General features: G+C 66.9%; 21 protein-coding genes. 8 read left to right on the forward strand and 13 right to left on the reverse strand.

Annotated features, from left to right (window positions below):
- Positions 1-81 precede the first annotated feature (81 nt).
- Positions 82-627: an XTP/dITP diphosphatase gene (locus ACFEMD_RS01615; RefSeq protein WP_394739132.1), complete on the reverse strand. Its 546-nt coding sequence runs from the start codon at positions 625-627 to the stop codon at positions 82-84.
- Positions 628-745: 118 nt separating this feature from the next.
- On the opposite strand from ACFEMD_RS01615, the gene ACFEMD_RS01620 reads away from it, so the two are divergent.
- Positions 746-1,822 carry a Gfo/Idh/MocA family protein gene (locus ACFEMD_RS01620; protein ID WP_394739133.1) on the forward strand — a complete coding sequence of 359 codons (1,077 nt, stop codon included), beginning with the start codon at positions 746-748 and terminating at the stop codon, positions 1,820-1,822.
- Positions 1,823-1,847: 25 nt separating this feature from the next.
- On the opposite strand, the gene ACFEMD_RS01625 is transcribed toward ACFEMD_RS01620, so the two are convergent.
- From ACFEMD_RS01625 to ACFEMD_RS01640, 4 genes are all read right to left on the reverse strand, one after another.
- Entirely contained in the window at positions 1,848-2,876 is a 1,029-nt protein-coding gene (locus ACFEMD_RS01625; RefSeq protein ID WP_394739134.1) for a hypothetical protein, read from the reverse strand.
- Positions 2,869-3,075, reverse strand: a complete 207-nt coding sequence (locus ACFEMD_RS01630; RefSeq protein ID WP_394739135.1) for a DUF4177 domain-containing protein — start codon at positions 3,073-3,075, stop codon at positions 2,869-2,871. Before ACFEMD_RS01630 ends, ACFEMD_RS01625 begins: the two co-directional genes overlap by 8 nt.
- A 189-nt stretch (positions 3,076-3,264) precedes the next feature.
- On the reverse strand, positions 3,265-3,543 hold the full coding sequence (locus ACFEMD_RS01635) for a DUF5808 domain-containing protein (protein WP_394739136.1): 279 nt from the start codon (positions 3,541-3,543) through the stop codon (positions 3,265-3,267).
- Positions 3,544-3,633: 90 nt separating this feature from the next.
- Entirely contained in the window at positions 3,634-4,281 is a 648-nt protein-coding gene (locus tag ACFEMD_RS01640; protein WP_394739137.1) for a pyroglutamyl-peptidase I, read from the reverse strand.
- An 80-nt stretch (positions 4,282-4,361) separates the two neighbouring features.
- On the opposite strand from ACFEMD_RS01640, the gene ACFEMD_RS01645 reads away from it, so the two are divergent.
- Positions 4,362-4,583, forward strand: coding sequence for a YgaP family membrane protein (locus tag ACFEMD_RS01645; protein ID WP_394739138.1), 222 nt, complete (start codon positions 4,362-4,364; stop codon positions 4,581-4,583).
- Between the two features lie 5 nt (positions 4,584-4,588).
- Here ACFEMD_RS01645 and ACFEMD_RS01650 read toward each other — a convergent pair whose 3' ends face one another.
- From ACFEMD_RS01650 to ACFEMD_RS01660, 3 genes are read right to left on the reverse strand one after another with little or no spacing between them, the layout of a single operon-like run.
- A complete protein-coding gene (locus ACFEMD_RS01650) occupies positions 4,589-6,244 on the reverse strand; it encodes a bifunctional N(6)-L-threonylcarbamoyladenine synthase/serine/threonine protein kinase (protein WP_394739139.1) in 1,656 nt (551 codons plus the stop codon).
- A gap of 50 nt (positions 6,245-6,294) precedes the next feature.
- Entirely contained in the window at positions 6,295-6,429 is a 135-nt protein-coding gene (locus tag ACFEMD_RS01655; protein WP_005552908.1) for a 30S ribosomal protein S27ae, read from the reverse strand.
- Complete coding sequence (locus ACFEMD_RS01660; protein WP_005552907.1) at positions 6,430-6,747, reverse strand: 30S ribosomal protein S24e; 318 nt, start codon at positions 6,745-6,747, stop codon at positions 6,430-6,432. It abuts the gene before it with no gap.
- A gap of 211 nt (positions 6,748-6,958) precedes the next feature.
- Here ACFEMD_RS01660 and ACFEMD_RS01665 point away from each other — a divergent pair, with 211 nt between their 5' ends.
- Together ACFEMD_RS01665 and ACFEMD_RS01670 are read left to right on the forward strand one after the other, a co-directional pair.
- A complete protein-coding gene (locus ACFEMD_RS01665) occupies positions 6,959-8,191 on the forward strand; it encodes a PQQ-binding-like beta-propeller repeat protein (protein ID WP_394739140.1) in 1,233 nt (410 codons plus the stop codon).
- A gap of 2 nt (positions 8,192-8,193) precedes the next feature.
- The gene (locus tag ACFEMD_RS01670; RefSeq protein WP_394739141.1) at positions 8,194-8,973 is read left to right on the forward strand and encodes a hypothetical protein; all 780 of its coding nucleotides are present in this window, start codon (positions 8,194-8,196) and stop codon (positions 8,971-8,973) included.
- Positions 8,974-9,615: 642 nt separating this feature from the next.
- Here the strand turns inward: ACFEMD_RS01670 and ACFEMD_RS01675 are convergent.
- Genes ACFEMD_RS01675 through ACFEMD_RS01685 form a run of 3 tightly spaced genes read right to left on the reverse strand, consistent with a single transcriptional unit; the run spans position 9,616 to position 11,357 of the window.
- Entirely contained in the window at positions 9,616-10,662 is a 1,047-nt protein-coding gene (locus ACFEMD_RS01675) for a WD40/YVTN/BNR-like repeat-containing protein (RefSeq protein WP_394739142.1), read from the reverse strand.
- 58 nt (positions 10,663-10,720) lie between these two features.
- On the reverse strand, positions 10,721-10,918 hold the full coding sequence (locus ACFEMD_RS01680) for a hypothetical protein (RefSeq protein ID WP_394739143.1): 198 nt from the start codon (positions 10,916-10,918) through the stop codon (positions 10,721-10,723).
- 43 nt (positions 10,919-10,961) lie between these two features.
- Positions 10,962-11,357, reverse strand: a complete 396-nt coding sequence (locus ACFEMD_RS01685; protein ID WP_394739144.1) for a hypothetical protein — start codon at positions 11,355-11,357, stop codon at positions 10,962-10,964.
- A gap of 112 nt (positions 11,358-11,469) precedes the next feature.
- Between ACFEMD_RS01685 and ACFEMD_RS01690 the strand changes: the two genes are divergently transcribed.
- Positions 11,470-11,766: a ribbon-helix-helix protein, CopG family gene (locus ACFEMD_RS01690; RefSeq protein WP_394739145.1), complete on the forward strand. Its 297-nt coding sequence runs from the start codon at positions 11,470-11,472 to the stop codon at positions 11,764-11,766.
- A 110-nt stretch (positions 11,767-11,876) separates the two neighbouring features.
- Positions 11,877-12,395 (forward strand): DUF3368 domain-containing protein, encoded by a 519-nt coding sequence (locus tag ACFEMD_RS01695; protein ID WP_394739146.1) that lies wholly within the window; start codon positions 11,877-11,879, stop codon positions 12,393-12,395.
- A gap of 87 nt (positions 12,396-12,482) precedes the next feature.
- Here the strand turns inward: ACFEMD_RS01695 and uvrA are convergent, their stop codons facing one another.
- Positions 12,483-15,446: an excinuclease ABC subunit UvrA gene (uvrA, locus tag ACFEMD_RS01700; protein ID WP_394739147.1), complete on the reverse strand. Its 2,964-nt coding sequence runs from the start codon at positions 15,444-15,446 to the stop codon at positions 12,483-12,485.
- Positions 15,447-15,622: 176 nt separating this feature from the next.
- Here uvrA and ACFEMD_RS01705 point away from each other — a divergent pair, with 176 nt between their 5' ends.
- Positions 15,623-16,117, forward strand: coding sequence for a hypothetical protein (locus ACFEMD_RS01705; RefSeq protein WP_394739148.1), 495 nt, complete (start codon positions 15,623-15,625; stop codon positions 16,115-16,117).
- A gap of 124 nt (positions 16,118-16,241) precedes the next feature.
- Entirely contained in the window at positions 16,242-16,406 is a 165-nt protein-coding gene (locus ACFEMD_RS01710; protein ID WP_169331720.1) for a hypothetical protein, read from the forward strand.
- 97 nt (positions 16,407-16,503) lie between these two features.
- Here ACFEMD_RS01710 and ACFEMD_RS01715 read toward each other — a convergent pair whose 3' ends face one another.
- The gene (locus tag ACFEMD_RS01715; protein WP_394739149.1) at positions 16,504-16,746 is read right to left on the reverse strand and encodes a hypothetical protein; all 243 of its coding nucleotides are present in this window, start codon (positions 16,744-16,746) and stop codon (positions 16,504-16,506) included.
- Positions 16,747-16,814: the final 68 nt, after the last annotated feature.

A 16,814-nucleotide genomic window follows, 5' to 3' on the forward strand; every position in this document is an offset into this window, starting at 1 on the left:
GACGGAGTCTCGAGGACTCGCTCGTTCGTCCCGTCGCGGACGAGAGCTCGACTGCCCGGCCGCAGGACGCGAACTCGTCAGCTACCGCCCGCCGTACCACTCGGCGAACGCCTCGAGCGCCCGCCCGCGGTGGGAGATGGCGTTTTTCTCCTCGGTGTCCATCTCGGCGAACGTCCTCCCGTTGTACTCGAAGATCGGATCGTAGCCGAACCCGCCCTCGCCACGGGGGGCGACCAGGGTGCCCGCGACCGCCCCCTCGAACGTCTCCGTGCGCTCCTCGTCGGCGTAAGCCAGTACCGTCCGGAACCGCGCCCGTCTGCTCTCCTCCTCGCTCGCGAGCCGCCAGACTCGCTCGATCCCGAGTGTGTCCTCGACGTAGGCCGAGTACGGGCCCGGAAAGCCGTCGAGCGCCTCGACGAACAGTCCCGTGTCGTCGACCAGCACTGGCCCCTCGCTTCCGAGCTCGGCGTAGGCCTCCTCGGCCCCGCGGGTGACGATCTCCTCGAGCGAGTCGCTTTGGAGTTCGGCGTAGTCGTACTCGACCTGCTCGACGGTATCGATCCCCTCGAGGTAGTCGCGGGCTTCTGCGACCTTTCCCTCGTTGCCCGTGACGAATCGGACGGTCATGTACGAACAACCGTTCAGGCGCGTCAAAGCCTCGTCGGTCCCGCGACGTGAGCGACGACCCCGTCGCTGCCGATCGCTACTCGCAACACTTTCGTCGGTGTACTGATTTACTCGGCGTGTGAGTAATACTGACACCGTCCGGCTCGGGGTAGTCGGGCTCGGATTTATGGGACAGACCCACGCGACCAATGCCGAGACCCTCGGTCACGAGGTCGTCGCGGGTGCCGACCTGATCGAGCCGGCCCGCGAGGAGTTCGCGGAGACCTACGGCGCGGCGAGCTACGAGGGGTTCGAGGCCATGTACGACGCGGAGGACCTCGACGCGGTCGCGGTCTCGACGCCAAACGCCTTTCACGAGGAGGCGGTCGTCGCCGCTCTCGAGCGGGGATATGACGTTCTCTGTGAGAAGCCGCTGGCGAGCGACCTCGAGAGCGCCGAACGGATCGCCGACACAGCGGCCGACGCCGACGGATTCTGTATGGTCAACTTCCACAACCGCGTCTCGACGGCGACGGAGGTGTTCAAGGACCACCAGGCGGAGGGCTTCTTCGGCGACGTTACCCACGTCGACGCGAACTACGTCCGTCGGCGGGGCATCCCCGGCGTCGGCTCGTGGTTCACCAACCGCGAGCTGTCGGGCGGGGGCGCCGTCGTCGACATCGGCGTCCACGCGATCGACTACGCGTTGTACCTGATGGACTACCCCGACGTCGAGGAGGTCTTCGCGGTCACCCGCACGGAGTTCGGCCACCGCGACGATTACGTCGACCCCGGCGACTGGTACGACGAGACCGACGAGGCCGTCTTCGACGTCGAGGACTCGGCGACGGCGATGATCCGCTGTGAAGACGACCGGACGATCTCGCTCGAGGTCACCTGGGCGGCGAACCAGAAGGAGACGAACGACTTCGTCGTCCGCGGCACCGAGGCGGGCGCGGCGCTCGAGCTCGGCGGCGAGGAACTGACGCTGTACCAGGCGGGCACGCAGGGGACCGACCACCTCGTCGACTCGACGCTGACGGGGGGCTCGCTCGACCGAACGGGATGGGAGGGCAGCGACGAGCGATTCCTCGAAGCCGTACAAACGGGCGAGCCGCCGGCGCTGAACACGGCCGGGCACGCTCTGACGGTTCAGCGCGTGATCGACGCGATCTACCGTTCCGGCGAGGAAGGGACGTCGGTGTCGGTCGAGTAGCGAGGCTGCCAGCGGACGCTGACGATCAGCGCTGGGAGTCCCGCAGGATCAGCGGGCCGATCGCCAGCGTTCGTTTCGCCGCCGTCGCGATCCGCAGGATGTAGGAGGTTAGCAGGAAAAACGGGATGAGCGTGATCGTAAACGTCATCCCGATGAGCCAGAGTAACGTTTCGACGCCGAGGATCCGCCCGGTGATCGTCGCCGTGTCGACGAACGCCAGCATCATCCCCGAAATCAGCAGCGCGGGGATCGCCGCGTAGAGAATGTACCGCGAGAGGTTGATGAGCTCCCACTGGAAGTACAGCGTCTTGACGTGCTCTCGGGCGGGACCGAACATCGTGAACGCGGTTCGAAGGTCCTCGAGCGCGTCGCGTTGCTCCTCGTCGATGTCGTCCTCGTAGTCGGCGATCAGGCGCTCGATCTGGAAGATGTTCCAGGAGTAGTTGTAGTCTATCGAGGCGTAGACGACGTCGAAGGTGCCGAACTTCGCGCCGTCGAGCTTCTCGCGGACGGTCTCGGCGTTGCCCGTGATGCTGTCGACGAACTCGTCGATCTCGTTCCTGAGATCCTCGTTGTCGGTCGACTCCATGACTTCGTCGAGCGTTTCGGCGCGCTCCTGGGTCGCGTCGATGATCTCGCGAAGGAACGCCGACGGATCCGCCGGCGACGGTCTCCCGGTGAGCTCCTTGATGTACCCGCGAAAGTCCATCGTTTCACTCATTCGCGTCCGCTGCACGCCGAGCGGACCGTTCTCCTGAGAGATGATCAGCTGGCTGATGGTGACGACGAGGGTGACGCCGGTGATCAGCGCGCCGATCATCTGCGTGTACAGCGACTCGATGACGCCTCGCTCCTGAAGCAGGTCCGAGAGCGTCGGATCGACGAAGCTCCCGAGCATGAACAGCGCGAAGAACGTCACCGAGAGCACGCCCGTGACGAGCTGCCGGTTCGCGCCGATGAGTAGCCAGAGCTTGAGCTTGCTCTCGTCGGCCCGCTCGCGCATCGTGTCGCCGGTACTGACCTGGTCCTCGTCGGCGTTCTCGCTGTCACTCATCGCCGCCACCGTTCGCGGGTCGTTTGAACACGAGGTACTTCGTGCCGCCGCCGGTGTACTCGATCGTACTGACGAGCTCCCAGCCCTCCTGGCCGTACTCGTTGAGTACCTCCTCGGGATCGCTCGCTTCCTCCATCGTCGCCGCGCGGGGTGGACGAACCGTCTCGTACTCCCAGACGGTTCTCCTGTCCGATGCCATACTCGTATATCGGAGATCCATCGAAAAAGGGTTCGCGTTGCTACCACGCGGTCGGAGGGAACGAACTTGACTGCGAACGAACCGGTGGTCCGCGCGTGGTGGGTCATCATACTGTCTGCTGTAAGTCATATCCGGTGGGACCGCGAACTGTCCTGCGCTCCCACCGGTACATCGTTACAGCAAATCGTCTCAGTCGTCGTCGACGATGACTTCGACGGGCTCGTCCTCGGTGCCTTCCGTTTCCTCGGTGACGCCCTGCTGTTCCTGCCAGAGGAGCGCCCCGGCGATCGCGACGACGATCCACGAGCGCCAGTTCGCGAGGTTCAGCGTGTAACCGACGCCGAACGGCTTCTCGACGAGCATTCCCTCGCCGGGCTGCCAGTACGAGGAGAGCATCCGACCCATGCTCGGCCGATCGAAGTTGTACGGTACGCCGAAAACCTCTCCGGAGCTTGGCTTGTCTGCCATGCGCGACCGAACGTCGTCCACGATTAAGAGTATTGTGTGCGCAGCCCGCGACGAAACCGAACGCCGGCGCGGTCCTCGGGCGATCGACATCTACGCTGGCGACTCCGAGTCCCCCGCAGAACCGCCCTCGACCGCGACCTCGAGCCCCACGTGAAGCCCCCGTTCCATCGCCTCGAGGCCCATACTCGGTTCGCCCTCGTCGCGGACCGCCGCTTGCTCGTGGGAGAGGGGCACGTGGACGAACCCGACTCGGAACGCGCGGTCGGTCGTCTCGACGAGGTGGCGTGCGGCGTACAGCAGGTCGTTGCAACAGTGGGTGCCGGCGTCGGTCGAGAGCCGCGTCGGGACGCCCGCGTCGCACATCGCCGCCTTCATCTCTCGGCAGGGGAGCGTCGCGAAGTAGGCGTCGGGACCGTCCTCCGCGACCCGTTCGTCGACGACCTCGCGGTCCTCGTTGTCCGCCACCCCGCGGGTGTCCCGCAGGTTGATCCCGACGCGCTCGAGCGAGAGCGTCGGCCGCCCTCCGGCCAGTCCGAGCGCGCAGACGACGTCGGCGTCGTGTTCGTCGACGGCGTCCTCGAGACGGGAGGACGCGCGGTCGAAGACGACGGGGAGGTCGACCCCCGCGACGCTCGCCCCGCCGATCTCGGTCCCGTCGAGTCGGTTCGCGAGCCGGCGGGCGGGGTTCGTTTCGAACTCGCCGAACGGTTCGTAACCGGTTACGAGGAGGTCGCTCATCGGTCGTTCCTCGAGCGCTCACCCCAAGAGACTCCCGGTTCGACGGTACAGCTAACTGCGATCGCGTCGATCGATCTCGTATGGAACGGAACGTCGGTGGACTCGATCGCATCGCTCGAGGCATGCTCGGGATCTGGTTGGTCGCGGTCGCCGCAGCAGCCTACCGGAACGAGAGGCACGAGCGCGCGGCGATCGCGGGGATCGCCGGACTCGGCCTGCTCCAGAACGCGACGACGTGTTTCTGCGGCGGTAACTACCTGCTCGGGATCGATACGACGACCGACTCGAGTGGGGACGAGTAGGAGCGCTACTGGTCGTCGACGTACCGGCCCCGCCCCTCGACATCCGCGAGGCGCTCGAGCACGCGCTCCTCGCCGACCTCGAGATAGCCCTCTCGCAGCGCCGTCCGGAGCGGTTCGGGATCCTCGGCGGTCCCGACGAGGCTCTGGTCGAAGACGTGCAGATCCATCGCGTAGTCCTCGACGTGGTCGGTGTGGTAGCCGAGCCCGAAGTCGATGAGGGACGTTCGATTCGTGCTGTCGCGCTCGCGGTCCCCGTCCGTACGGCCGACCCTGACGTTTCGCGTCGTCACGTCGCCGTGGACGAACCCGGCCCGGTGGAGCCGCGCGAGGTGTCGGCTCACCTCGCGGACCCGTTCCGGCGAGAGTGCCGTTCGAAGGTCCTCCCGGCCGACGTACTCGAGTTCGAGCCGCGACTCGCGTCCGTCGACGTCCGAGAGCACGGGCGTCGGCACACCCTCTCGTCGGGCGAGGCTCGTCAGTCGCGCCTCGATGCGGGTTCGCTCGCGCCGGAGCCGCTCGTCGAGTTCGGGGTGGCGGTACGTCTTGGGTTCGCGGCGCTTGGTCACCCGGCCCGCCTCGGGCTCGAGGTCGACGAGCGCTTCCGCACCCTGGACGCTGCCCTCCTCGCGGCCGAGGGTCAGGTCGGGCTCGTCGGCTCTCCAGGATACCGGCACCTGATCCGGCCGGAAGTCCGGATTCACCCGCGACTCCTCGAGTGCGAGCGTGTCGCCGGCGTCGTACATCTTTGCGCCGAGCACGGCGATCATCCCCGCGTTGTCCCGCAGGAAGCGGGGCTCGGGCGCGTGAAAGCTCGCGCCGCGCTGGGCGCACATCTCCTCGAGCATCTCCCGGAGGCGGGCGTTCTGGCCGACCCCGCCGCCGAGGACGAGTTGGTCGCTGCCGGTCAGCGAGAGCGCCCGCTCGGAGACCTCGGTCAACATCCCGAAAATGTTCTCCTGCAGGGAAAAACAGACGTCCTCGACGGGGATACCATCGTCGTACCGCTGTTTGGCGGCGCTCATGATCCCCGAAAAGGAGAAGTCCATCCCTTTGACGACGTACGGCAGGTTGACGTACTCGCCGTCTTCGGCGGCGGCCTCGACCTTCGGCCCGCCGGGGTGGGACCAGCCGACGTGCCGGGTGAACTTGTCGATCGCGTTGCCGACACCGGTGTCCATCGTCTCGCCGAGCACGCGGTAGCGGCCGTTCCGATAGGCCAACAGGTGGGCGTTCGCACCGCTTGCGTTCAGACAGACCGGCGAGGAAAAGCCGGAGGTGTGGCGACCGATCTCGAGGTGGGCGACCATGTGGTTCACCCCGACGAGCGGTACCTCGAGTGACTGACTCAGTGCCCGCGCGGCCGTACCGACGATCCGAAGACAGGGGCCGAGACCGGGGCCGCGGGAGAAGGCGACGCAATCGACGGGCGGCTCGTCTGCGGGTCCGTCGTGGGTTTCGCGGGCGCGCTCGAGGGCCGTCTCCACGACTCGAGGGATCGCGTCGTGCATGTGCTCGGCGGCCTCGCGGGGGTGGATACCGCCGCTCTCGGGCTGGTAAGCGTCGCTCTCGATGACGACCTCGTCGGTAGCGGCGTCGTAGACGGCGGCGCTGGCCGCCCAGGCGGTGCCCTCGATGCCGAGAACGCGGGTGTGAGAACTCACGGCTAGTTGGCTACTGATCAGTATCGGCGGCTAAAGAGCGGTTCGGCTCGCTACTCCCACTCGGTGTAACTACACTTCCCGCAGTGCAGTCGGTCACCGTGGTCGGCGAGGAAGGTGTCGCCACAGCGAGGGCACTCCTCGCGGTTCTTGCTGCCGTCGTCGTCGTAGAGCTCGTAGCGGGCCATTTACGCCTCCTCCGCGTCGGCCTCTGCGTCGTCGGCGTCGCCGACGATCTTGTTGCGCTCGAGCATGTGCTCCTGCTCGACGTCGCGGGCGTGGTCGGCCGACTCGTAGACCTTCGCCTGGCCGACGGTCTTTCGCATCCCGAACTTGGTGTCGAGCTTGCGAACGACGACCTCGTCGGCGTTCTTGTTCATCTTCGCCGCGAGGCTGTCCCGGACCTGGAGTCGCTCCGGGGTGGCGTCGTCGTGGGACAGTTCGAAGGTTACGTCCGTGCGGTGCAACATGGGGTTTTCCTCTTCGGAAATGATGTCGACGTCCATGATATCACTCAGTTACGCTAGTATCCCCGTGTAGCGCCTAAAAGGATTTCGAAGCGACCGATGTCCCCCGCAACGGTCGGTCACCGTCGAGGAAATCCGAACACTTCCGCGCTCGCTCGTCGTGTGTTCGGGCTCGGGGCCTCGATCGATCCGATCACGCTGCCCTCGAGCAGAAGACATATTACTCGATTGAGTAAACGCTGCAGCCAACGTGCTATCCAGGCGACAGCTTCTGGCGGGGCTCGGGGTGACGGGCGCGACGGCCGCAACTGCCGCGGTGAGCTCCGCGGCCCTCGCGAGCGACGGCGACGACGGTCGGTACGACTGGCCGATGGCGCGATACGATCCCGCCGGAACGGGACACAACCCCGACGCCACGGGGCCGAAAGACGGCGTCGAGGTCGCCTGGCAGCAGGATACCGAGTCGCCGATGCACGGGCTGACGGCGCCGATACTCCTCGGGGAGACGCTGTACGGCGTCGGCCGCCAGTCCCTCGTCGCGTTCGACCGCGAGAGCGGCGAGATCCGGTTCGCGCGGGAGGGCCAGTACTGGTCGACGCCCGCTCGAGCCGCGGCGAAAGCCTACCGGAGCGATACCCTCGCCGCCAGCAGCCGAGAGGGAATTCACGGACTGAACGCCGACGGCGGTTACGAGCTGTTCGGGCGGTCGATCGGCACCGAGCGCTGGCACGCTCCCGGCGAGGAGAGCCGGCGCTGGTCCGGGTCAGCACCACGGGAGCCCTCGCCCGTCGCCGCGGACGGGACCGTGTACGCGGTCGTCCCCGAGACCGACCGCGTCGTCGCCATCGACGCGAGCAGCGGCCACCTCGAGTGGGAGCGGACGATCGGCGACCCGCGCTCGAGCGGAACGAACCGCCCCGTCGTCAGCGAGGGGACGGTCTACGTCTCGAGCCGTCCCGGCGATCTCGTCGCCCTCGATGCCGACACCGGCGAGGTGCGGTGGAGCGAGCAGCCCGACCCGAATCCCGATAGCGCGCTCAACTACCGCAACTTTCGCCCGCCGACGGCGACGGAGGCGGGACTCGTCGTCCCCGACAGGGAGGGCGTCGCGCTGTTAGACCCGACCGACGGAAGCGTTCTGTGGGAGTACGACCTCGACGGCAACGCCACCGACGGCAGCGCGGCCGTCGCCCACGGGACGGCCTTTGTCACCGATGGCGAGGAGTCGCTGCACGCAATCGACCTCGAGCGCGGCGAGCGGGAGTGGACGGCCGACTACAGTCCCGACGTGGACCCGGTCGTTGCCGACGGTGTCGTCTACCTCGGCTACCAGTACGCCGAACTGGTCGCGATCGACGCCGACACCGGCGAGCGACGCTTCGCCTACGACGACTCGGTCTACTTCGCACAGCCGATCGTCGGCGACGGCGTGGTGTACGTCCTCACCGACGAGGGACTGCTGGCGCTCGAGGAGGCGAGCTAACCGTGTCCTTCGATTCCGACGACGCACACGAGCGCCGGGTCGAGGGCGCGTACGAGCGCCGGGAGTGGGACGTCGCGGGCGTGCTCTCGACTGCCGCGTCGCGGCTCCGCCGGAAACCCACCCTGCTCGTCCCGTTCGCGCTCGCGGGGGTCGTCCTCGCCGGTATCGATGCGCTCCGCCGTCGCGATCCGCTCCCGGCCCTCGAGCACGCGGGCCTCGAGGAGGCGACGATCCACCTCGAGTTCGTCGGCTATCCGACGGCGACGAGCGGGACGGCGCTGCCCCTTGAGGCGCTGGTTGGACTCGAACTCCCGTATCTCGTCTGGGGGCTCGGACTGTACGTTATCTCGCTGCTCGCAGTCAGTGTCGCGGGCGTGCTCACCCTGACCGCGCTGCTGGATGGGGAGGCACACCTCGAGTCGCTGCCGTCGTATCTCGGGCTCGTCGTTCTCTTCGATCTCGCTCACCGACTGGTTGGCTCGATCGGCCTGCTCCAGGAGATGGGACTGTTCGGACTCGTTCCGCTGGCGGTGTTGCTCTGGGTGCTCGTCAGGCTCTTCGCCGCCCCCGGGCTCGCTGCCGCGGGCGCGTCACTCTGGACGGCGCTTCGAGAGAGCGGCCGCTGGATCAGTGGCAACGGCTGGTCGGCACTCGGGCTGCTCGTCGTCCTCGGAATCGTCGCTTGGCTCCTCGGCAGCGTCCCCGTCGGCGGCCCGGTCCTGACCGGCGCGCTCGTCGCCCCGGTCCACGCCGTCGCGGTCGCGTCGCTGTTCGAACACTGACGCGAAAGCGGACGATTCGTGGAGCAGTCGAAGCCGTAACAGGATGGGGCGATCGGTTCACGAGGCGGTGGCGCGCGCCGGCGGTCGCCCGAGCGTGAGCGAGGGTGACCGTCGACACTGCGCGAGGTCTTCGCGAGTAGCGCGGGACCGATAGTCCCGCGTACCGTGCGAACGGACACGGAGTGCCCGTGAGCAGATAGCACGAGCGAATGGCTTGGCAGAGCGTGCTCTGCCGGTGGATGAGCGAGGGAGCGCAGTGACCGAGGTTAGCGCGGAACCGTACGTTCCGCGAACCATGCGAATAGTGCGAGACCTCCGGTCTCGCATACCGTGCGAACGGTGCGCGGTTCTGACTGAACGCAGTGAGCGAGAACCGCGATGTGAACGGGGAACAGAGCGAGCCGTGAACGGACGCTACGCGTCCGTGAGCAGAGGGCACTCCGCGCCCGTGAGCAGGAATCGGCTGGGGAGGGTGTGGAAATCCCGTGTGTCCACGATAAGCAACGGTCTCTTTCAGGATCACCTCGAGTTAGCAGTTTCCGATCCGTCTCTTTCGGACGTCGACCGAGCCGATGCACGCGCATCGCTGCGCACCGCACCCGCAGTCTCGAACGGAGAACCGACGGTGACGACTACTGCGACCTACGCTTCGAGCACCGCCAGTCCGCGCGGCGCCTGCGCCTCGAGTCCCTCGAGCCACTCGACGTCGAGGCCGTCCCACGAGTCGCCGAAGTCGCCAGTCCGGAACAGCCCGCGGTTGTTCGCGGCGTAGACGACGCCCCGCTCGGCGCCGGCGGCGAGTTCCGCCCGAACTACGCCCTCGCCGGTCGGGAGCCCGACGTCCTCGAGTCGTTCCCACGGCTCCCCGCCCGGTTTTCGATACACGTACGACTCCGCCGAACTCGCCGTGTGAGCCGAGCCGGCGCCGCTGGCGCTCGAGACCAGCACCGACTCCGGATCGCCGGGGTCGGGGGCGACGCTCCAGCAGTAGCGGTGCTCGAGGCCCTCCTGTGGGTGGTCCCACGACGCGCCGCCGTCGGTCGACCGGGCGAAGCCGTCGCCCGCAGCGGAGTAGACGAGTCCCTCTCGATCGGGGTGAATCGCCATGCTGTGGTTATCCCGTCGGGAGCCAGGCGGCCGTTCCTGCCAGTTTTCCCCGCCGTCGGTACTCAACACGAACGCCCCCGCCTCGATCCCGACGTAGAGCCGCTCGGGATCGAACGGGTCGACCTCGAGCCAGCGGACGTGGTGGGTGTGGGGTCTGGGCGGGAAGAACCAGCCGTCGGCCGAGGGGAGGTCGGTCAGCTCCTCGAGGTGTGCCCAGGAGTCGCCGCCGTCGCTCGAGCGGTAGACCCGGCTCGGTTCGGTGCCGGCGTAGACCACGTCGGGATCGTGGGGACTGATCGCCACCGCCGTGACGGCGTCGCTCTCGAGGTTCTCAGCGCCGCCGTACCCCGACTCGCGCTCGGGGACGAACTCGGTCTCGAGGGACTCGAAGGAGTCGCCGCCGTCCGTCGAACGGTGGAGGCCGCTCTCGAAGGTGCCGACGAACACCCGCTCTGGAGCGTCGGACGAGGCGGCGAGGCACTCGAGGTCGTGTCCCTCGAGTCGACTGGTCGTCGTCCACTCCCCGGACCCGTCCTCGCAGACGAGCAGCCGATCGCGCAACGCGGCGTAGACGGTCGTCATGCTCGAGAGGAGGCGCTCGAGGCGCAGAAAGGTTCCCCCGGAACTGTCGGCCCGTCGATCAGACGAATAGCCAGTAGGCCCCCACTCCGAGTCCGGCGAGGACCACGGAGACGGCGACCAGCACGCCGTACTTGATCGCGACGTTGCGCCGGTAGTGGGCCGCACAGACGTCGATATCCTCGTGGCTCCTGAACGTCATCGTGCGGTCGGCCCCTCGCGTGCAGTCGCCCATCTGACACCGGTCGTCCGAGCCCATACGATGGCTCGAGTCGCTCGGATCAAATCCGTTCCGTTCGCGGTCAGTCGACGGCGAACGTCTCCGGCGCTATCCCGACGCCGCCGAGCCAGCACTCGAGGGTAAGCAGGACGAGCACGAGTCCGACGACCAGCATGAGGATGCCGTTGAGCAGGGTCCAGCCGCCGGCGCCGGCGAGCAACTGGACGAACCCGAGCGTCGTCGCGCCCAGCGCGAGCACCGCCAGGCCGACGCTCGCGATCCGGGGCCAGCCGACGCCCGCGAGCCGCTCGCGGACGGCGGCGGCGACCAGCAGACAGCCGCCGATCGCGAGCCAGCCGAACAGCGCCGCCGTTACGGGCGTCGGTCCCGCGAGGACGACGATCCCCACCGCGAGGACGAGCGTAACGACGCCGACGCCGAGAAAGCCCCGTCGGAGACGGTCCTTTCGGTCGCTCATTCGTCCGCGAGAGTAGGGCAATCGGGCTGGTAACAGTTCCGATCGCGTTGGAAATCGAACGGACTACCGAACCGAAGACATACTTATTTCGATGCAATACGATGCAATACGCATGGAGAACGTCACCGCGCGGATGGGAGACGAGGAGCTGGACCTCCTCGATCGACTCGCCGAACAGCGTGGCGGCGGTCGCAGCGACGCGATCCGAGAGGCAGTTCGACGCGGTGCGCGCGAGGAGCTGATTCGGATCGCCCTCGAGCGCTACCGAGAGGGGGAAGTCGGAATGCGGGACGCCGCCGAGATCGCCGACGTCTCGATCGCGCGGATGATGGCCGAAGCGAACGATCGAAACGTCCTCTCGAACTACGACGAGGCCAACCTCGAGTCGGACGTCGACGCGCTCCGGTGAACCGATGACCGACGAGTAGGGCAACCGTCGAACGCTCCTCGTCGACGCGCTCCGGTGAACCGATGACCGACGAGTAGGGCAACCGTCGAACGCTCCTCGTCGACGCGAGCGTGTTCATCACGTTGGCCGATATCGGTTCTCTCGACCTGCTTCGAGGGACGATCGGGGATGTTCGGATGCCGAAAGCGGTCGTCAAGGAGGTGTCCTCGGAGCCAGCCGAGCGCGAACTCGAACGTGCCCTCGGCGTCTGGATCGCGTCGCCTACGCTGGGACGCGAGCGCACGAGTTCCGAGGAGTGGACCGAGCGCCTCGAGACGGCCGCAACGCACTTCGGAAGATCGACGAACCCGGACGACTGGGGTGGCGACATCTCGCTGCTGGCGGCGGCACTCTTTCACGAGGACCCGGTCGTCGTTACGGACGAGAAACCGCTTCGGGAGACCTGCAAGGTACTGTCGGTTCCCGTCTCCGGTTCGATCGGGGTGCTGATTCGAGCCGTCGAACGCGGTGCCCTCGAGGCCGACGAGGCGAAGGCCAAACTCGAGGCCATGGATGAGGTCGGCGCACGGCTCAGCGCGCGGCTGCTCAAACGTGCCGAGCGGTTGATTGACGACGCTGCTGAAAACTGAACCGTTCGTCCGAACCGCTGTGAGTCTACGTCTGGTGCACTCGCGATTCGCCCGTGAGGACGACGAGAACGGTCGTAGCGGACCGCCTCAGTCGTCGTCCATCGGCGCGGTTACGGGCTCGACGCGCTCGCCGCGGGGTCCCTCGAGGTCGACTTTCGGAAGCAGGTCCCGCAGGTACTGTCCCGTGTGGGAGCCCTCGAGGCGAGCGACCTCCTCGGGGGTGCCAGTGGCGACGATCTCGCCGCCGTGCTCGCCGCCCTCGGGGCCGAGGTCGATGACGTGGTCGGCGTTCTTGACGAGGTCGAGTTCGTGTTCGATGACGACGACGGTGTTGCCGTTGTCGGTCAGCCGGTGGAGGACGTCGATCAGCTTGCGCTCGTCCTCGTGGTGGAGTCCCGTGGTGGGCTCGTCGAGCAGGTACAGCGTCTCGCCCGAGTCCTTCTTGCCGAGCTCCTCGGCGAGCTTGATCCGCTGGGCCTCGCCACCGGAAAGGGTGGTCGAGGGCTGGCCGAGCGTCATGTAGCCCAGCCCGACGTCCTTCAGCAGCTCGAGGCGGCGACGGATCTGGCTCGAGGACTCGAAAAAGTCGTAGGCCTCCTCGACCTCCATGTCCAGCACGTCGGCGATCGTCTTGCCCTTGTAGGTGACATCGAGCGTGGCGTCGTTGTAGCGGGCGCCGTCGCACTCCTCGCAGGGGACGTACACGTCCGAGAGGAAGTTCATCTCGATCTTTACGGTGCCCTGACCGCCACACTCCTCGCAGCGGCCGCCCTTGACGTTGAAGGAGAACCGGCCCTTCTCGTAGCCCCGCTGTTTGGCGAGTTTCGTCTGGGCGAACAGTTCCCGGACGTAGTCGAAGACGTTCGTGTACGTCGCCGGGTTCGATCGGGGGGTGCGGCCGATCGGGCTCTGGTCGATCAGGCGGACGGTCTCGATCGCGTCGAGGCCCTCGAGACCGTCGTGGTCGCCCGGAATCACCGAGGTATTGTCGTTCATCTGCCGCGCAAGCCCCTTGTACAGCACGTCGTGCATCAGGGTCGACTTCCCGGAGCCGGAGACGCCCGTGATCGCGGTAAAGTTTCCGAGCGGGAGGTCGACGTCCAGATCGGCGAGGTTGTGCTGGCGGGCGCCCCGGATCGTCAGTGCCCCGTCGGCGTCGCGCCGTTCGTCGGGCACCGGGATCTGCTCGCGGCCGGAGAGGTAGTCGCCGGTGATCGACTCCTCGCAGGCCTTGACCTCGTCGACGGAGCCGTTGACGACGACCTCGCCGCCCCGTTTCCCGGGGCCGGGGCCCATGTCGATAACGTTGTCGGCCCGGCGCATCGTCTCCTCGTCGTGCTCGACGACGAGCAGGGTGTTGCCGAGGTCGCGAAGCTCCTCGAGCGTATCCAGGAGTCGATCGTTGTCCCGCTGGTGGAGCCCGATCGAGGGCTCGTCGAGGACGTACAGCACGCCCACGAGGCCGGAGCCGATCTGGGTTGCGAGTCGGATGCGCTGGCTCTCACCGCCGGAGAGGGTGGCGGCCTCCCGATCGAGGGTGAGGTACTCGAGCCCGACCTCGCACATGAAGCCCAGGCGGGCGCGGATCTCTTTGAGGATCTCCTCGGCGATCACGCGCTCGCGCTCGGTGAGGTCGGCCTCCATCGCCTCGAAGTAGTCGCGGGCGTCGCCGATGCTCATCGCGTTGATCTCGGTGATCGCGGTGCCGTCGACCAACACCGCCCGCGAGGCGGGCTTCAGGCGGGTGCCGTCACACGCGGGACACTCCGTGACCGACATGTAGTCCTCGATGTGCTCTCTGGTCGAGTCCGAGTCTGTCTCGAGGTAGCGACGCTCTAAGTTCGGGATGACGCCCTCGAAGCGCTTCTTCTTCCGGCGGGTTCCGTTTTTCGTCTGTCGCTTGAACAGCACCTGTCGGCTGGTGCCGTAGAGGAACGCCTCCTGGACGTCCTCCTCGAGGTCCTCGAACGGGGTCGTCAGCGAGACGTCGAAGTGGTCGGCGACGGCGTCCAGCCGGGTCTTGTAGTACGAGCGGTTGTAGCTCCAGGCCTCGAAGACGTGCTTGAGGGGTTTGGAGCTGTCCTGAACGACCAGCCCCTCGTCGACCTCCTTGGTCTCGCCCAACCCCTCACACTCGGGGCAGGCGCCGTGAGGAGAGTTAAAGGAAAAGGAGCGGGTCTCGATCTCGGGGACGTCGATCCCGCAGTGCGTACAGGCCAGATCCTTCGAGAACTCGACGACGAAGCGGTCGTCGGCCTCGTCCTCGTCGCCGAGCGCACCGGTCTGGCGGGATTCCTCGCCCAGCTCCGCGGCGACTTCTTGGGGTGCGTCCGGCAGGATCACCTTCAGAACGCCCTCGGCCTCCTCGAGCGCCGTCTCGACGCTGTCGATGATCCGCGGGCGGGCCTCCGTCGACACCTTCACGCGGTCGACGACGACGTCGATCGTGTGATCGAAGTTCTCGTCCAGCTCGGGCTTCTCGAGCGTGAGGTCGTGTTCCTCGCCGTCGACCTCGACGCGGGCGTACCCCTCGGCGACGAGTTCGTCGAACAGGTCCTCGAAGGCGCCCTTCTGGTCGCGGACGACGGGCGCCGCGAGCTTGGCTTTGGTTCCTTCGGGGAGCTCGAGGATGCGCTCGACCATGTTCTGGGCCGACTGCTCGCCGACTTCACGGCCACACTCGGGACAGTGGGGGGTACCGACGCGAGCGTAGAGCAGACGAAGGTAGTCGTGGAGCTCGGTGACGGTCCCCACCGTCGAGCGGGGGTTGTTCGCCGCGTTCTTCTGGTCGATCGAGATCGCCGGGGAGAGCCCCTCGACGGTCTCGACCTGGGGTTTGTCCATCTGGCCCAGGAAGTTCCGAGCGTACGCCGAGAGGCTCTCGATGTAGCGTCGCTGCCCCTCCGCGTAGACGGTCTCGAACGCCAGCGAGGACTTCCCCGACCCCGAGAGTCCGGTGACGACGGTAAACGCCTCCCGTGGGATCGTAACGTCGATGTCCTTGAGGTTGTGTTCCTCGGCGCCGCGAACCTCGATCGTGTCCCGACTCATAGAGACCTCCGGAGACGGGCGTGAAACGGTGATCGCACTGACGGACGAATCATTATACCCGAGTCAGGAGTCGGAGGAACTTAACCCGTCTGAAAGCCCAACACGAAGCGGTGTGGTAACATTCGACTATCGCGAGAGCCGAACTGACTTCGGTCGGAAGCACGAACGGGTCCGGTATGAGCGACGACACCGGAACGCCCCCGTCGGTCTCGGAGTTCGTCGAGTACTGTCACACCCAGGCGGGCCTGCTGTCCGGTCGGGTCGAGACGATGACCGACGAGGCCAACGAGCTGTTAGACGAGATCGACGAGCGGCTGGCCGAGCTGCGCTCGGAGCTCGAGGAGCGATCGAACGACACCCCGCGGACCGAGCGACCGCCGTCGGCGACCGGACCTGCCGACGGGACCGACGTCGACGACCTCGAGGCCGCGGGACGGGACCTCGAGGAGAAACAAGCGCTCGTCGACGCCAAGCAGGCCCGGATCCAGGCGTTCCAGGAGCTGTCGGCCGGCTACACGGAGCTGGCAGCCGACCTCCAGACGGCGGTCGACGACGGACAGGAGGCGCTGAACCGGGTCGTCGAGTTCGAGGCCGAGGCCGACGCGCCGGCGTACTTCGACGAGCGGGAGACGCTCTGCGAGGCTGCGCTCGAGGCCAGCAACGAGGAGTGAGACGGATCGTCGTAGCGTGTCACCGGTGATCGCTCGGACGGGGACAGCGATCACCGGTACCGAACTACAGCGGTCCGTATGACGGACCAGTGGATCTTTGAGCCGAGCGCCCGAACGCTCGAGTATGTCCCCGACGACCCACAGGTGCACCTGTGGCGCGACGCTGCGGTTCAGACAGGACATGATCGAGGACCGAAGCGGAGTCCGCCGGAGCTGGAAGTGCAAGGACTGCAACACGCCCGTCCCGAACGTGGTGGCCGAGCGCCTCAGCCACCAGCATCCCTCCTGACCCTCGAGTCGAAGCCGTAGCTCGAGGCGTTCGATCGTGAACCGAAAACGCGGTCGCGTCCCGCCGGCCCCATCGACGAGGGAGTGGCGGTTCGCGTCTAGATGTCGCCCTGCAGGACGACGGTGTCGTCGTCGACCCGGTCGACCATGCTCTCGGTGACGAGGTAGTCCTCGTCGTCCTCGCCCTCGACGCCGATCTTTGCGAGCAGGTGCTCCGCAACGCTCGGGTTCGGATCGACGGACGCTCGATCGTCCTCGACCTTCGCGACGATGCCGAGCTCCTTGCCTTCCGCGTCGATCACTTTCTTCCCAACCTCGTCGTCGGACAGTGTCGCTACCATGCCCCGCTCTTCTCAGGGGAGGGGGATAATCGCGGTGCCGTCTCGTGCCGGCTCTCGTCTCCGTCGGT

Source organism: Natronococcus roseus (genome assembly GCF_043677095.1).
GTDB lineage: Archaea > Halobacteriota > Halobacteria > Halobacteriales > Natrialbaceae > Natronococcus > Natronococcus roseus.

What these genes read in the sequence shown, in the direction of transcription:
- ACFEMD_RS01615 (WP_394739132.1), bottom strand. Translation starts at nt 627, where the DNA reads ATGACCGTCCGATTCGTCACGGGCAACGAGGGAAAGGTCGCAGAAGCC.
- ACFEMD_RS01625 (WP_394739134.1), bottom strand. Translation starts at nt 2,876, where the DNA reads ATGAGTGACAGCGAGAACGCCGACGAGGACCAGGTCAGTACCGGCGAC.
- ACFEMD_RS01630 (WP_394739135.1), bottom strand. Translation starts at nt 3,075, where the DNA reads ATGGCATCGGACAGGAGAACCGTCTGGGAGTACGAGACGGTTCGTCCA.
- ACFEMD_RS01635 (WP_394739136.1), bottom strand. Translation starts at nt 3,543, where the DNA reads ATGGCAGACAAGCCAAGCTCCGGAGAGGTTTTCGGCGTACCGTACAAC.
- ACFEMD_RS01640 (WP_394739137.1), bottom strand. Translation starts at nt 4,281, where the DNA reads ATGAGCGACCTCCTCGTAACCGGTTACGAACCGTTCGGCGAGTTCGAA.
- ACFEMD_RS01645 (WP_394739138.1), top strand. Translation starts at nt 4,362, where the DNA reads ATGGAACGGAACGTCGGTGGACTCGATCGCATCGCTCGAGGCATGCTC.
- ACFEMD_RS01655 (WP_005552908.1), bottom strand. Translation starts at nt 6,429, where the DNA reads ATGGCCCGCTACGAGCTCTACGACGACGACGGCAGCAAGAACCGCGAG.
- ACFEMD_RS01660 (WP_005552907.1), bottom strand. Translation starts at nt 6,747, where the DNA reads ATGGACGTCGACATCATTTCCGAAGAGGAAAACCCCATGTTGCACCGC.
- ACFEMD_RS01675 (WP_394739142.1), bottom strand. Translation starts at nt 10,662, where the DNA reads ATGACGACCGTCTACGCCGCGTTGCGCGATCGGCTGCTCGTCTGCGAG.
- ACFEMD_RS01680 (WP_394739143.1), bottom strand. Translation starts at nt 10,918, where the DNA reads ATGGGCTCGGACGACCGGTGTCAGATGGGCGACTGCACGCGAGGGGCC.
- ACFEMD_RS01685 (WP_394739144.1), bottom strand. Translation starts at nt 11,357, where the DNA reads ATGAGCGACCGAAAGGACCGTCTCCGACGGGGCTTTCTCGGCGTCGGC.
- ACFEMD_RS01690 (WP_394739145.1), top strand. Translation starts at nt 11,470, where the DNA reads ATGGAGAACGTCACCGCGCGGATGGGAGACGAGGAGCTGGACCTCCTC.
- uvrA (WP_394739147.1), bottom strand. Translation starts at nt 15,446, where the DNA reads ATGAGTCGGGACACGATCGAGGTTCGCGGCGCCGAGGAACACAACCTC.
- ACFEMD_RS01705 (WP_394739148.1), top strand. Translation starts at nt 15,623, where the DNA reads ATGAGCGACGACACCGGAACGCCCCCGTCGGTCTCGGAGTTCGTCGAG.
- ACFEMD_RS01710 (WP_169331720.1), top strand. Translation starts at nt 16,242, where the DNA reads ATGTCCCCGACGACCCACAGGTGCACCTGTGGCGCGACGCTGCGGTTC.
- ACFEMD_RS01715 (WP_394739149.1), bottom strand. Translation starts at nt 16,746, where the DNA reads ATGGTAGCGACACTGTCCGACGACGAGGTTGGGAAGAAAGTGATCGAC.